Source organism: Mycobacterium intermedium (genome assembly GCF_002086275.1).
GTDB lineage: Bacteria > Actinomycetota > Actinomycetes > Mycobacteriales > Mycobacteriaceae > Mycobacterium > Mycobacterium intermedium.
Genome location: NZ_MVHT01000012.1, coordinates 1 through 14470, shown reverse-complemented (window position 1 = coordinate 14470; position 14470 = coordinate 1). Strand labels below are relative to the sequence as shown.

General features: G+C 64.0%; 11 protein-coding genes. 6 read left to right on the top strand and 5 right to left on the bottom strand.

The features are described from left to right. Positions 1 to 152 precede the first annotated feature (152 nt). The 4 genes from BST27_RS06715 to BST27_RS06700 are packed head-to-tail and all read left to right on the top strand — an operon-like array spanning position 153 to position 4985. On the top strand, positions 153 to 1262 hold the full coding sequence (locus tag BST27_RS06715) for a ferredoxin reductase (RefSeq protein ID WP_069418326.1): 1110 nt from the start codon (positions 153 to 155) through the stop codon (positions 1260 to 1262). A 15-nt stretch (positions 1263 to 1277) separates the two neighbouring features. Further along, the gene (locus BST27_RS06710; protein WP_069418304.1) at positions 1278 to 2681 is read left to right on the top strand and encodes a fatty acid desaturase family protein; all 1404 of its coding nucleotides are present in this window, start codon (positions 1278 to 1280) and stop codon (positions 2679 to 2681) included. A gap of 56 nt (positions 2682 to 2737) precedes the next feature. After that, positions 2738 to 3973, top strand: a complete 1236-nt coding sequence (locus tag BST27_RS06705) for an FAD-dependent oxidoreductase (protein WP_069418305.1) — start codon at positions 2738 to 2740, stop codon at positions 3971 to 3973. Further along, entirely contained in the window at positions 3966 to 4985 is a 1020-nt protein-coding gene (locus BST27_RS06700) for a Gfo/Idh/MocA family protein (RefSeq protein ID WP_069418306.1), read from the top strand. The genes BST27_RS06705 and BST27_RS06700 overlap by 8 nt, the downstream gene beginning before the upstream one ends. On the opposite strand, the gene BST27_RS06695 is transcribed toward BST27_RS06700, so the two are convergent. The 4 genes from BST27_RS06695 to BST27_RS06680 form a co-directional block, all read right to left on the bottom strand. Further along, positions 4974 to 5792 carry a sugar phosphate isomerase/epimerase family protein gene (locus BST27_RS06695; protein ID WP_069418307.1) on the bottom strand — a complete coding sequence of 273 codons (819 nt, stop codon included), beginning with the start codon at positions 5790 to 5792 and terminating at the stop codon, positions 4974 to 4976. The genes BST27_RS06700 and BST27_RS06695 overlap by 12 nt on opposite strands. Positions 5793 to 6139: 347 nt before the next feature. Further along, positions 6140 to 7267, bottom strand: a complete 1128-nt coding sequence (locus BST27_RS06690) for a glycosyltransferase (protein WP_069418308.1) — start codon at positions 7265 to 7267, stop codon at positions 6140 to 6142. A gap of 91 nt (positions 7268 to 7358) precedes the next feature. Further along, a complete protein-coding gene (locus tag BST27_RS06685; RefSeq protein ID WP_372515546.1) occupies positions 7359 to 8066 on the bottom strand; it encodes a DUF4344 domain-containing metallopeptidase in 708 nt (235 codons plus the stop codon). 396 nt (positions 8067 to 8462) lie between these two features. Continuing rightward, positions 8463 to 9509: a hypothetical protein gene (locus BST27_RS06680; RefSeq protein WP_232007217.1), complete on the bottom strand. Its 1047-nt coding sequence runs from the start codon at positions 9507 to 9509 to the stop codon at positions 8463 to 8465. Positions 9510 to 9747: 238 nt separating this feature from the next. Between BST27_RS06680 and BST27_RS06675 the strand changes: the two genes are divergently transcribed. Together BST27_RS06675 and BST27_RS06670 are read left to right on the top strand one after the other, a co-directional pair. Continuing rightward, positions 9748 to 12546, top strand: coding sequence for an MMPL/RND family transporter (locus BST27_RS06675; protein ID WP_069418311.1), 2799 nt, complete (start codon positions 9748 to 9750; stop codon positions 12544 to 12546). A gap of 10 nt (positions 12547 to 12556) precedes the next feature. Beyond that, positions 12557 to 13432: an SDR family NAD(P)-dependent oxidoreductase gene (locus BST27_RS06670; RefSeq protein WP_069418312.1), complete on the top strand. Its 876-nt coding sequence runs from the start codon at positions 12557 to 12559 to the stop codon at positions 13430 to 13432. Here BST27_RS06670 and BST27_RS06665 read toward each other — a convergent pair whose 3' ends face one another. Continuing rightward, complete coding sequence (locus tag BST27_RS06665; RefSeq protein ID WP_079219773.1) at positions 13433 to 14359, bottom strand: putative antibiotic biosynthesis monooxygenase; 927 nt, start codon at positions 14357 to 14359, stop codon at positions 13433 to 13435. Between the last annotated feature and the right edge of the window lie 111 nt (positions 14360 to 14470).

Sequence of the window (14470 nt, the reverse complement as noted above, 5' to 3'; positions counted from 1 at the left end):
CAAGACAATCGGCCCAATTGATCCGCCACGGCGCACTCTGGTGAACGGCTGTTCAGCCCTGCGCTCCATGTGTTCAATTTGAATTGCATTCAATATCAGTGTATTTCACCTTTCAGGTTTAGCACGGTGTACGACTGTCTATGCATATGGTCATGGCGGAACGTGGCGCTCAACCCCAGGTATCACGCGGACGGCGGTTGTTCCTGCGCGCGGTGGGGAGATTGTTCAAGCCGCTGGAACCCGACGACTACCTCGAGATGATCAACCCGCTATGGACGACGAAGGAGCTCCGCGGCAAGGTCGAGCGGGTCGAACCACAGGGGTCGCAGGCGGCGAGCATCCTCATTCGGCCCGGGTACGAATGGCCGGGACACAAGCCCGGCCAATACGTGCGGCTTGGCGTGGTCATCGACGGCGTCTACCACTGGCGGGCGTATTCGCTGACCTCTGACCCCGAACCCGAGGACGGATTGATCAGCGTCACTCCGAAGAAAGTGGACGGCGGCGTCGTGTCGCCGTACCTGGTCGAAACGATCCAGCCCGGCGAACTGGTGCGCCTGGGCGAAATAGAAGGCGTTTTCACGCTGCCCGAACCGCTGCCGAAGAAGATGCTGTTCATCAGCGCCGGCAGCGGCATCACCCCGATCATGAGCATGTTGCGCAGCCTCGACCATCGCGGCGCACTCGGCCCCGACGGTTGCGACGTGGTGCACATCCACTCGGCTCGCACCCGTGACCAAGTCATGTTCTTGCCCGTCCTTGAGGACCTCGCCGACCGCTATGAGCGCGTGCGGCTGGACGTGCGCCTGACGGGGGAACGGGGCCGACTCGAACCCGCCCACCTTGACGAGGAGTGTCCGGACTGGCGGGAACGCGAAGCGTTCTGCTCGGGTCCGGAAGAAATGCTCGATGCGCTGATCGAGCATTGGGAGAACAACGGTGACCCCGACCGCCTGCACTTCGAACGGTTCCAGCCCAAGATCGGCGGTGACGCCGGCGACGGCGAGGGCGGCGAAGTCTGCTTCCTCAAGAGTGACAAGAAGGTCGAGTGTGACGGCGGGACATCGATTTTGGAAGCGGGGGAAAAGGCCGGACTGGAATTGAACTTCGGCTGCCGCATCGGCATCTGTCACACCTGCGTGGGCACGTTGAAATCGGGCAAGCTGCGCGACCTGCGCTCGGGCGAGATCAGCGAGCCCACCGAACAGGACGTTCGGATCTGCATCAACGCCGCCGAAGGCGACGTCGAACTTGAACTTTGATCGAAAGGAGCCGCAGTGACTTCAACTCTGCAACGCACCCAAAGTCCATTTGCCCACCTGAGCGAGCAGGAACGGGAGAAACTCGGCAGAGAACTGGACGCGATTCACGACGAAGTATTCGCCGATCTCGGCGAGCGCGACCGCCGCTACATCAAGACGGTGATCTCGACACAACGTCAGATCGTGGTAGTCGGTCGGGTGTTGCTGCTGGCGTCTCGGTCAAAAACCGCGTGGCTTCTCGGCACTGCCTGCCTCGGTATGGCGAAGATCTTGGAGAACATGGAGATCGGGCACAACGTGATGCACGGTCAATGGGATTGGATGAACGATCCCGACATCCATTCCTCGGTCTGGGACTGGGACACCGCCTCGACCGCCGAGTCGTGGAAGCACTCCCACAACTACATCCACCACACCTACACGAACATTCGTGGCCTGGATAAGGACCTCGGCTACGAGATCATGCGGATCGATCCCAATCAGAAGTGGACCCCAGCCTATCTGGCGCAGCCGCTGTACAACTTGCTGCTCACCGCGTTGTTCGAATGGGGCGTGGCGGTGCACGACATGGACATCGAAGCCATCCGGGCCCGCGAGAAGCCGTGGTCGGAGGTGCGTAAAGACCTCAAAGGCATTGGTGTCAAGGCACGCTCGCAAATCATCAAGGACTACATAGGTTGGCCGCTGATCAGCGCCGGCGCTTTCGCCTTGGCGCAGCTGGCCTCGGGTGGCCGGCTTGACCAGCCGTCGACATCGCGTCTTGGCCGGCGACTCCGCAAGATATCGAACAAGGGTCGGGTCGGCGCCACCGCTACGTTCCTGGACAAGGTGTTGCCCGGCGCGGAAAGCACCTACCTGCGTACCCTGGCCGCCGACGCCCTGGCCAATGTCATCCGCAACGTGTGGGCACACGCCATCATTTTCTGCGGCCACTTTCCCGACCAGACCTACACCTTCAGCAAGGAAGAAGTTGAAAACGAGACGCGCGGCGAGTGGTATCTGCGCCAGCTGGTCGGTGCCGCCAACATCGAGGGCAGCCCCTTGTTCCACGTGATCAGTGGCAATTTGGGTTACCAGGTGGAGCATCACCTGTACCCGGACATGCCGAGTAGTCGGTACTCCGAGATCGCGCCGAAGATCAAGGAGATCTGCGAGCGCTACGAGCTGCCCTACAACTCTGGACGCTTCTCAAAGCAGTGGTTCTTGGTGCACCGCACCATCTTCCGGTTGGCGTTTCCCGGCGGAAAGCCGCGCCCGAAGCCTGGGCCGTACCGCAGCGGGAGCGGTGCCGCGGAACGACGTGAAGCCAGTGAAGCGCAGCGTTTCCGCGACCGGGTGCCCGCCGAACATCCCGCCGCCGGGCCGGAGCACGAATCCGGCGGGGTCGAGGTGCAGCCACCGCCGCGCGGCCAGGAGTAACGCGTCGGATCAGGTTTCCGCGCTGGTCATTGACAGCGGCTTATGCTTGAGCGCTGATGGCCTATACAACCACGTGCGCGATCGTCGGCGGCGGTCCGGCGGGGATGGTTCTGGGTCTGTTGCTGGCTCGCGCCGGTGTGCAGGTCACCCTGCTGGAGAAGCACGGCGACTTCTTGCGCGACTTCCGTGGTGACACCGTTCATCCGACGACACTGCGGCTACTCGACGAGCTCGGGCTATGGGACCGGTTCGCGGCCTTGCCGTTCACCAAGGTAAGCAAAGCCGAGTTCGACGTGGACGGGCGCTCGATCACCTACCTCGACTTCGATCGTTTGCGCCAGCCCTTCCCGTTCGTCGCGATGGTGCCGCAATGGGATCTGTTAAACCTGCTGGCCGAGGCTGCCGAAGCCGAACCGATCTTTACCCTGCGGATGAACACCGAGGTCACCGGGCTGATTCACGAGGGGGGCAGGGTGGCCGGGGTGCGCTACCAAGGCCTCGACGGCCCCGGTGAGCTGCGGGCCGAGCTGACCGTGGCATGTGACGGGCGCTGGTCGATCGCCCGCCATGAGGCCGGCTTGAAAACTCGTGAGTACCCGGTGAACTTCGATGTGTGGTGGTTTCGGCTGCCCCACGACGGAGGTGTCGATTTCTCCTTCCTGCCCCGCGTTGGCCCCGGGAAGGCGCTGGCCGTGATCCCCCGGGAGGGTTACTTCCAGATCGCATACCTGGGGGCCAAGGGCACCGATGCTCAGTTGCGTGCGCGGGGCATCGACGAGTTCCGTCGCGAGGTTGCGGCCTTGGTGCCCGAAGCGGTCACCACGGTGGACACTCTGACCTCGATGGACGACGTCAAGCATCTCGATGTGCGGGTAAACAGGTTGCGGCGCTGGCATGTTGATGGGCTGCTCTGCATTGGTGATGCCGCGCACGCGATGTCACCGGTGGGTGGTGTGGGCATCAATCTGGCCGTCCAGGATGCCGTCGCGGCCGCCAAGATCTTGGCCGAGCCGCTGCGACAGCATCGGGTGACCGACCGCACGCTGGCCGCTGTCCGACGCCGCCGCGCATTTCCCACCGCGGTGACCCAAGCGGTGCAGCGGGTAATGCAGCGCGCGTTGCTCGGCCCCCTGCTGCAGGGCAAGGATTTCGCACCACCGATGGCCCTGCTCGGTCTGGTGGAACGGATACCGTGGCTGACTTTCGTGCCCGCATACTTCATCGGTGTCGGGGTCCTCCCCGAACGCGCACCCGCATTCGCCCGTCGCCGACCCGGTGAATGCGATGGGTGAGTCACGGCCTCGCGCCCCGCTGCGTATCGGCATTCTGGGAGCCGCCCGGATCGCCCCGTTGGCCCTGGTCAATCCGGCGAAGGGGAACCCGCAAGTCGAGGTGGCCGCGGTGGCGGCACGCGACGTGTCACGGGCCGAGGCGTTCGCCGCCAAACACGGCATTCCCAGAGTGCACGACAGCTATGTCAAGCTCATCGGCGATCCGACCCTGGACGCCGTCTACAACCCGCTGCCCAACGGTCTGCACGGTGTATGGACGCGGGCGGCCATGGCCGCCGGCAAGCACGTGCTGTGTGAGAAGCCGTTCACCGCCAACGCCGCCGAGGCGCGGGAAATTGCCGACCTGGCAGCGAAGTCCGGCCGGGTGGTGATGGAGGCTTTCCACTACCGCTACCACCCACTAGCGTTGCGGATCGAACAAATCATCGCCTCGGGCGAATTGGGCGACCTACAGCGGGTGGAAACGTCAATGTGCTTCCCGCTACCCAAGTTCTCCGACATCCGATACAACTACTCGCTCGCCGGCGGCGCACTGATGGACGCCGGATGCTACGCGGTTCATATGGCCCGCATCTTTGGTGGAGCTACACCGGAAGTGGTCTCGGCTCGGGCCAAATTACGTGGCCCGCAGGTGGATCGAGCCATGATCGCCGAGTTGCGTTATGCGGGCGGGTACACGGGCCGCGTCCGCTGCTCGATGTGGTCGTCGAAGCTGTTGGACATGAGCGTGCACGTCGTGGGTGACCGCGGCGCCTTGCGGGTGCTGAATCCTGTAGTGCCCCAGCTGTTTCACCGGCTATCCATTCGGTCGCCCAATGGCAACCGGAGGGAGCGGTTCCCCCGTCGTGCGTCCTACGCCTACCAGCTGGATGCATTCACCGCCGCGGTGCTGCACGGGGAACCGGTGAAGACGACACCCGAAGACGCCGTGGAGAACATGACGGTGATCGATGCGATCTATCGGGCGGCCGGTCTTCCGCTTCGCCAGCCGAGCCGCATCTCACCCAGCTGAGGTGCCCGCCAACAGACGCCGTGCGGCTTCGACGCACGGGCGTAGGCGGTCGATGGGGTCGACGCCATTCATCGCCGGGGACCGTTGTGGCACTTCGATTTCGATGATGATGTCGCGGGGAAGCGCCGACAGAATGTCGTGCAGCGGAAGTTCGCCTTCGCCCGGCACCATCCGCTCGAACATGGCTTCGTCCATGTAGTTGTCACCACGCGGCCGGAATGTGGTGTCGCTGAGTTGGGCATACCCGATGAACCCGGGCTGGAGGGCGGCCAGGTCCGCTGCGCCGGAACCGGACCGCACCAGGTGCATGGTGTCGATGAGGAGGACAAAATCCGGCCGCGCAACGTGTTTCAGAGCGGCCAGGGCCGTGGGGAGATCGCCGACCGTTAAGCCGGGTACCGGTTCGAGGGTGGTGATGATGCCACGCTGCGCGGCGAGGGCCGCCAGGATGGAGAACTGGTCAAGGGTGCGGCCAAGATCGGGGTCCAGGCTGACGACACTGATACGAGGGGTGCCGAGTTCCGCCAAGACGTCCAGGTCCCCACAGTAAACGGCGACGTCGGTGTCGGGCAGCACCAGAAAACCATCGCCCAGTGAGATCGACGCACCGCGGTGGTTCAGGGCGGCGCGTAACTCCATCCGCAGCGCGGTGTCTTTCAAGGTGAAGGGCCGGTACCCCAGAGGCACCAGCGGGAACCCCCGCACGGTGGTCGAGATATGTCGGCACCCTACGTCGGCGGCAAGATTGACGAGGCCCACCGGAGGCAGCCCGAACACGCTGAGACAACCAATTGCGAGCCGGTCCATATCTTCCTTTGTGGGGTCGTAGCGCCACAGTTAAGGTGTCGGCTGACGAAGTTTGGTGCTCCGCTTCACAGGGTAAGCCAAATTTCTCGTGGTCGTAGCCCCTGTTAAACGTGTGTCTAACGCGTAGGCGCCCGCAAAGGGCGCCGAATAGGCGGCCGACAGGAGGCCACGAAAATGAATGTCAACAAAATCGTTGGGACCATTTCACTGACTGGCGCCTTGGGTGCCGGCGCGCTCGGCGCCTCCTCAAGAGCACGTTCAGCTCAACGTAGAGGCACCCGTGACCAGGCCCGATGCGCCGCTGCGGCTTGTCGCACAACAATTTTCGTGGTTTACGGGATGGAGAATCAAGCACTGTAAGGGAAATCGCGGTCATTGCCGAGCGGCATCAACATGCCGGCGGCCGCGCGGTGCCACGTGAACAGTTCGGCACGATGGCGCGCGTGTTTACGGCGATCCTTCTCGGGCCGGCCGACCACGCTGCGGACCGCGTGTGCGATGGCCACCGGATCGTTGTCGGCCAGGGCGCCGCTGTCGGTGGTAACGATCTCGGCCAGCGCGGAGGTTCGCGACACCACCGCGGGCGTGCCACATGCCAGCGACTCCAGTGCGGCTAAGCCGAACGTCTCGTGGGGTCCGGGTGCGAGGCTGACGTCGGCGGCGGCCAGCAGCCCGGCGACGGTGTGTCGATTGGAGATGAAGCCGGTGAAGTCGATTGGCAGCCCGGCTGCCTGCCGTTCCAGCTTTGCCCGCAGCGGACCCTCGCCGACGACGACCAGGCGAGCATCGACACCCGCGTCGCGCAATGCGGCGACGGCATGGATGCTGCGATCGGCACGCTTCTCCACCGAGAGTCGGCCGCAGTGCACCAACAGCGTCTGTTCGGGTGCGGCCCATTGTCGGCGCACCTCGGCCGAGTGTCGGCGTGGGTGGAAAGTGTCGAGGTCTACACCGAGGGGCACGGTGACAACGTTTTTGGCGCCGATGCGGTCGAACTCCTCGCGGGCGAATTTCGTCGTGCACACCACGGTGTCGTAATTGGCGGCGGTGCGCCGGTTGGCGAGGTCGGCGAACCTCTGTGCGCTTCGTTGCGGAAGTATTTGCGCCGCAAGGCGATCCAGGCGCTCGTGGGAGATCATCACAGTCGCGGCGTGATGGTCGCGGCCCCAGCGCCCCAACGATCTGAGCGTGAGCCGATCGGACACCTCAAGGGCGTCCGGTCGCAACGCCTCCAGCACCGCGTGTACGGGTCCCGGCATGATCGCACGGTAGCCGCCGGTGAACGGAAGTACCCTGGCCGGCATAGTGATTCGTACGACGCCGGTGTCAAGCCGCGTTCGTTCGGCGTGGGGACCCGGGACGATCAGGAAGACTTCGTGGCCCCGCGCGCAATACTCGGCACCCAGGCGGTCTACCGCGGTACGCAGGCCACCGGAGCGAGGTCCGTAGAAGTTGGCGACCTGAACGATGCGCATAGCGTGAGGAAAAACGGTCCTCGTGTGCGGTCGACGATCTGTGACCGACACCGTCCTGAACAGTCCGTGAACTCCTGCTCGGCTGCCCGCCTCAGCTCGGCTTCTTCAGGTGCGGTCCCAGCATCTGATGCCACGCCTTGGACATGTTCTGGAACTCGTCTTCGCAGTTGTCGGCGCGGTCTTCGGGCAGTTCACCGGAGGTGACGATGTTGGCGTTGGCCGTCGTGTCGGAGCCGTAGATCCAGCATTCCCAGTTGTACATCCGCGTGATGTCCATCGAGTGGCCATCCCAGAACGGGAGCTCGTTGGCGTCGCCATCCTCTTTGGCGCTCAATTTCCAGTCCTGCGCGGTGTTGGTCGCAATCCGGACACCGTTGGGATAGGGCTTTCCGTCCGCCCCGGGGGCAAGCAACATGAACGCCGACAGCTGGTCGGCCACATCCTCTTCCCGTCCGGTGAACGCGAGTTGGTAGACGGCCAGGGTGGCGTGCCCGAGTTCGTGATAGAACGCTGCGATCATGGCGTCGACGGCGGCCTGCACCGAGTCTGGATTGCCGTTGTTGGCGAAGCGCCGCTCGCTCTGCTGGAGATCTTCGTAGCAGAGCTGAATCTCGTTGACGTTGGGATCCCAGTAGTCGTTGGCCTCGCCACACTGCTTGCCGACTGCCGTCAGATCGTAGGGCAGGTTCAAGGTGTCATTGACCTGTTGGCTGACGGTCTCCAACAGTTTGGCGTCTTGCATGAGCTGGCGGCCGCGCTGTGCCTCATCCGTCTGGGCGTCTTCGTAGCGGATGTTCATCGTTGCTGTCGGTGCGGGGTCGGCCGTCGGCGTCGATGACTGGGCCGGTGCGGGTTTGTGGTCAGCTTGCTGGCTCGAGCGCTCTCCACAGCCTGCCGACGCCAGGAGCACGGCGCAGGCCGCGACCGCGGTGACTGATCTCCTCATCGTGCAACTCCCTCGGATACACAACCCCAACCCCGGTCTCACAGAAGGCGACTCTGCGCACCCGGCTATTGGCTGAACCGCGTGAGACCACTGAGAACGGTACGACACATCCGCATCCCAGATGACGGATTTCGCAAAGCGCCGTGCGGACCCCACCGGCCAGGACGATGTCGTCACCAAGTTCGAGTCACGTTCGAAACGGAAGTCGCTCATCCACTTGCCATTACGCACGGTCGTCTTGGTCGCGAGCTACGGATTGGACAGCAGTAACGTCACCCGTCCATCGGAAGTTGGCTCGGGAAAGACACTCTCGTCGAATCCGTAGTACCGGCGCTGGCTGGCGGTGAATTCGTCGATCACTTTGCCTGTGGCGCTGAGCCTGCCGTTGTGGACGTGGGCAATCATTCCCCTGAAGTCGGCCACGGACAGCGCTTCGGCAAGCAACAGCGCCTGTCCGCCCGAAGGCAGGGCAACCAAGACGCCGGCGCCCGCGTAATTGTTGCCGCCGCGGCCGGTGCCGCGCGGCGCCCAGTAGATGGGTTGGGAGATCACCGTGCCTTCGACGCGGAAATAGCTGCCAGGACGGTCCGCATCCGCGACGGTGACCACGGGCAACGCGGCGATGGCGCGTTTCTCCTTCAGCCACATGGCCCCCAGCGGGATGCAGACGATCGCATAGATCAACACCACGACCACCAGCACGGGTTTCCAGGCAATCTCCCAGCCGAGCCGGCGGGGCGAGACCGGCATGTCCCGAAGCTGTTCGTCGAGTTGACGTCGGCCGAAACGAAAGACGTACCAGGCCAATACGCGTGCCAATGCCAGCAGGGCAAGTATGGTCAGCCCCACTATCCCGCTCACCCGGAAATAAAAGGTACTGTCGCCTTGGTTGATGGTCGCGGCGAACATGACCGCCGGGATGGGAGCAGTCAGCAGCAGCAGTAGGGCATAGGACGGGTGGCTGGTTAGGTAGGGATAGGTCACCGTCCACGCGCGATTGCCGCCGCAAACGGTCGCTGGGCCGATATCGGCATGTACCACCGGCGTCCATGAACCCTGCACCACTCGAGGCCTGATCAGTGAGCGCACAAAGAGGGATCCGAAGACGAGGGAAATGATCAACGCTCCCCAGAACACCCCGTCCAGCCGTTCGCCGGTGCCCGGCACGCCGAAGGCCCCGTGGATGTCGATGACTTTCCCAATGAAGAACGTCAACGGCATCACGAAAAGCAGTTCAATCAGCCATACCTGGATCAACTGGGGAATGCGCGAGCCAATCCGGTCAAACGCCAGCACTCGTCGCCAGAGGAATCGCAGCACGGGCACGACCGGGGACTTTATCCGATGAACGCGGTAGCTGCGGCCGACAAGCGGGTGGAAATCACTGTCAACCCGGTGTCCGAGGTGGTTGAATTAGCCGACTCTGACGAGGGTCGCTCCACGAGCTCAAACGAGGCGAAGGTGACGCAACAATCGAGCGGTATCGGCATGCGGCCGTGACACCTGACCCCGCGACGCAGTTGAGGTTCATGCGGTGATTGCTCGATTCACCCAGCGTTTCGCGCTACTGGTCATCGGCGCATGGGCGCTCGCCGTCGTCATCGGTAATAGTGTTGCCCCGCAACTCGAACAACTCATCACCCTCCAGGATCAGCCGTACTCGCCCTACGGCACGCCTAGCTGGGAAGCGGTGCAGTGGTCGGCAAGGGCGTTCGACGAGGCACCCGGCGACAACATCGCCTACGTGGTGATCGAAAAGGACAGGGCCCTCGACGACAGCGACCGGCTGTACTACGACCAATTGCTGGCCGCGTTACGCAGCGATTCTCGGCATATCGTCGAAGTTGAAGACCGGTGGGGGATTCCGGCCACCGCAGATGCGGCAGTGAGCGCCGATCACCGAGCCGTGTTCGCGGCGCTGCGACTGTCGGGCATGATCGGCACGTCGCAAGCGCGAGAGTCGATCACCGCGGTGCGTTCCATCGTGGCCCAGATGGGTTCCCCCGACGGCGTCCATGTCTTCGTCACCGGCCCTGGCGTCACCATCATGGACGAGTTCGCGGCAATCGACAGACACACGCAGCTCATCACGCTGGCGACGTTCGCCGTGCTGTTGTTCCTGCTGTTGATCCTCTATCGCTCCCTGATCACCGCGATGGTGCCGCTGGTTACGGTTGTGATGTCGTTGGCCGTAGCCAAACCGATCATCACCCTGCTCGTCGACCGCAACGTCATCGGCGTCAATCTGTTTTCGCTCGAACTGAGCACGGCGGTCGTGGTCGGGACCGGCACCGTGTTCGCGGTTTACCTGATCGGGCGCTATCACGAACGGCGAAGAGAAGACTTCGATCCGTCGGACGCCCTGACCGACGCCTACCACGGTGTAGCCCCGGCCATCGTGGCCTCCACCCTGATCGTGGTCGCACCCTTGGGCGCGGTGGGCTGGCTGGACCTTGCCCGCGTCAGCATGTTCGGGACGACCGGCATTCTGTGCTCAATCGGTGTCATCGCGGCGGGTCTTGCGGCGCTGACGCTGACCCCGGCGTTGATTGCGCTTGCCGGTCGTTTCGATCTGCTCAAACCACCAGAGCGCAGGCGCACGCTGCGTCGCTTCCGGCGGATCGGCACCGCTGTGGCGCGCTGGCCGGCGCCGTACTTGGTGGCCAGTGGCGTCTTGGGGATAGTCCTGGCGATAGCCCTGCCGGGGGTGCCGGTCGGTTGGAACGAGGCGGCGGCGACCCCTCGTTGGGCCCCCTCCAACCTCGGATATCAGGCCGCCGACCGACACTTTCCGCCCAACGAACTGCTACCCGCCGTCGTCACCATCGAGACCGATCACGATCTTCGCAATCCGACCGGTCTGACGGCCGTCGAAAAGATCACGACCGCGATAATGTCCATCCCCGGCGTACGCATGGTGCAGTCCGCCAGCCACCCCGCCGGACTGGTATCCAAACAGGCCGCACTGACGGCGTCGGGCGGAAACCTCGGCGACAAGCTCTACGATTTCGGGGACCTGTTGGCGGCGCGCCAGGACGCGCTGCCCAATCTCGAGACCGCGGCGAATGAAGTGGTCAAGTCGCTGGATCTGCTCCAAAGTGCCATGCAGCAGAGCGTGTATGGCATTGGTCAGGTGAGTTTGGCCGTCCATCTGACGCAGGACGCGATCGTCAAACTTCGGAGCCGCTCGGCCGACGTCGCCGAGATTTTCGAACCGCTGCGCAGCTTCGTAGGGTCGATTCCGGACTGCGTGGCGACCCCGGTGTGTGCGGCCGCCCAAGGGGCGGTGGGCTGGGCGAACGGGGTGGCCGACACCGCCAAGAACCTGGCCGACGGGGCAGAGCACCTGGCCCAGGGGATTGCCGACGCGGCGGCCACGTCCGGAGGGGCCAGCTTCGGGCAAATCCTGGACCAAGTAGCCGGCCAGATGGCACAGGTACGGGCGTCGGCGGCACAACTGAAGCTGGTCTTGAACAACCCCGCCACGCCGGTATCCATCCTGGAATTGCCGGGTTATCTGCATGAACTCGCTGCCGTCTCGCCGGATGCCCCGGGCGCGAACCTCTACGCCTCCCGCAGGATCCTCACCGATCCGAACATGCGGCCCGTCCTTGCCGATTTCATCTCGTCGAGTGGACTCGCGACGCGGCTACTCGTCTACGGCGAGGGAGACGAGTGGGGAAGTGAAGGTGCGCAGCGAGCTCGTGCCATCGTCAATGCGGTGCGGGATGCGACGCAGGACAGCACCCTCAAACCGGTTGGGCTGCAACTGACCGGCGTCGGGCCAACCACCCGCGACATCCAAGACCTTGTCGGCGGTGACCTGCTGTTGTTGGTCGCCATCACGCTTGTCGTCATCTTTGCGATCGCCGCACTGCTGCTACGAAGTCCGCTCGCCGGCATCGTCGTATTGGCCACCATTGCGATGTCCTACGTCTGCGCGCTCGGCGCCAGCGTGATGTTCTGGCAACGCCTGCTTGGCTACGAATTGCATTGGCTGGTCCCGCCGATCGCGTTCGTGTTGCTCATAGCGCTGGGCTCCTCGGGCAACCTGCTGTTGGCGCGGCGCATGCGTGAAGAACGTCCGGGCGGACCGCGGGTCAGTATCATCCGCACGTTCGCCGCGACGGGCGCGGTCATCACCGTCGCCGGAATCGTCATTGGCATCACGATGTTTGGGCTGGCGACCAGCAGCGCGCTGAGCGTGGCGCAGATCGGCGTCACCGTCGGCCTCGGTTTGTTGCTGGACGCCCTCGTGGTGCGCAGCTTCGTGCTGCCGGCCATCGTCGTGGTGCTCCAGCGCTGGATCTGGTGGCCGCGCGAGCCCGTGTGAATCGGATGCCATGACTGACGACAAGCTGCTCGCCGGACGCGGTGTCGCCATCGTTGGCGGCAGCCGAGGCATCGGACGAGCGGTTGCCGAACTCGTCTGCGACCTCGGCGCGGGTGTCGTGGTCAACGGGCGCGACGCAGACGCCGTCCAGGAAACGGTCGATGTACTCGCCGCACACCACGGCAGCGCCACCGGCCTGGCCGGAGCGGCATCCGAGGAAGCCGTCGCCCAGGGGCTGATCGAGAAATGCCTTGACGCATACGGTCGGTTGGACGTGCTGATCAACTGTGCCGGTGTAGCCGAACCGCCGCATTCCTCGATCCTGAGTATCTCAGCGAGCGAATTCGACGATCTGATTCGGGCCCACCTCGGTACGGTGTTTCACACCTGCCGAGCGGCCGCGCCGATCATGGCCGCGCAGGGCAGCGGGTCGATCATCAACACCGGTTCCGTGGCGTTCCTCGGCGACTACGGTGGCACCGGGTATCCGGCCGGCAAAGGCGCGGTGAACGGGTTGACCGTAGCGATTGCGGCGGAATTGAAGGGGTCGGGGGTGCGGGCCAACGTGGTTTGTCCTGGCGCCAGGACGCGATTGTCAACCGGCGCGGAATACGAGGCACACATCCAAGACCTCCACCGTCGTGGATTGCTCGACGAGATGACCATGCGTGCCTCGCTCGACGCCGCCCCGGCGTGCTTTGTGGCCCCCCTCTATGCGTATCTCGCCAGTGACCTGGCCCAATCGCTAACCGGCCAAATATTCCTTGCCGCAGGCGGATTCGTCGGCAAGTTCAACAAGCCGACGCCGCAGGTGCTGGGGTACCGCGACCACCATGACTCGGATCCCTGGTCGGTCGAGGAGCTACACGTCATGATCGCTGGCTGACTAACCAATGAGGCTGAACACCACCAACAGCGCAGCGTAGGCGACGACGACGACCGCCGTCCCGACCGCACTGACCCGTCCCGAGGCACCGTCGATGGGGTCGAGCCAGCGCCGGAACGGACGGGACGCCGCCGGCACCAGGATCCATTGCAGTAGAGCGACACTGACGACATTGCCGACGAAAATGGTGGCAGCCGGATTGACGCCGACATCGCCTAGGGCCGGTGCCAGTGTCTTGGAGAGCAGTATCACGGTCGGATACAGGCACAGGACCACCAGCATCGCCGACTTCCAACCCGGGGTGATCTTGGTTTGGCCGTCGGCGACCCGAACCGTCGACCCGAATGGGGCGCTGCGCGGCAACTCGGCAAAATCCCGCGTCAATTCATTACGCAAGCGCGGCAACGCTTCTTGGCGCTCGCGCGACCGAATCCAGGAGTTCAGTTGACCCGCGGTGCGGAAGCGCAGCACAGACATCCACTGGCCAGAGTTGTCCGCCGGAAGCAGCAACGTTCCCTCATAACCCGGGAAGCCGGAGCTGACCAGCGTCAGATCGCTTTGGGCCGAGACGAATTCGGCTTCCTTGCCCGACGCGACGCTGTGCAGGAAAACCCCCGCATTGGTGGGTGGAAGCTCGCCCTCGGCGAGTATCAACTCAGCAGCGCACCGCCAGTAGCCGTGCGCCTGCCCGTCGCGGAGGACGGCATCGCGTTCGGAACTGTCCAGCCACGCGTGCAACTGATCGGTGCGCTCAAAGGTAACCTCGACGGCGAAATCAAGCGGTCTGCTGCCCTGCACCGATTCGCGTGCGCCGAGGTAGCCGGGTGCCCTGTCGGCGCACGCGACGTACACCGCGGCCCACCGGCCGAATCCCGCCGGGTCAGCGGGCGGATGAAAGATCGTGATGGCGCGGGCGGTACCAGTCATGTGAGTTGTCTACCGGACGCGCCTAGTCGAGCACTGAACCACCCCGGGTTTGATGCACACCTTCTTTCGAGGGAAGGTTGTTCGCATCATGGCGAAGAGGTACGACGAGGA

Bases quoted from the DNA above. Each gene is read 5' to 3' on its own strand.
- BST27_RS06715 (WP_069418326.1), top strand. From the start codon at position 153: ATGGCGGAACGTGGCGCTCAACCCCAGGTATCACGCGGACGGCGGTTG.
- BST27_RS06705 (WP_069418305.1), top strand. From the start codon at position 2,738: ATGGCCTATACAACCACGTGCGCGATCGTCGGCGGCGGTCCGGCGGGG.
- BST27_RS06700 (WP_069418306.1), top strand. From the start codon at position 3,966: ATGGGTGAGTCACGGCCTCGCGCCCCGCTGCGTATCGGCATTCTGGGA.
- BST27_RS06695 (WP_069418307.1), bottom strand. From the start codon at position 5,792: ATGGACCGGCTCGCAATTGGTTGTCTCAGCGTGTTCGGGCTGCCTCCG.
- BST27_RS06690 (WP_069418308.1), bottom strand. From the start codon at position 7,267: ATGCGCATCGTTCAGGTCGCCAACTTCTACGGACCTCGCTCCGGTGGC.
- BST27_RS06685 (WP_372515546.1), bottom strand. From the start codon at position 8,066: ATGAACATCCGCTACGAAGACGCCCAGACGGATGAGGCACAGCGCGGC.
- BST27_RS06670 (WP_069418312.1), top strand. From the start codon at position 12,557: ATGACTGACGACAAGCTGCTCGCCGGACGCGGTGTCGCCATCGTTGGC.
- BST27_RS06665 (WP_079219773.1), bottom strand. From the start codon at position 14,359: ATGACTGGTACCGCCCGCGCCATCACGATCTTTCATCCGCCCGCTGAC.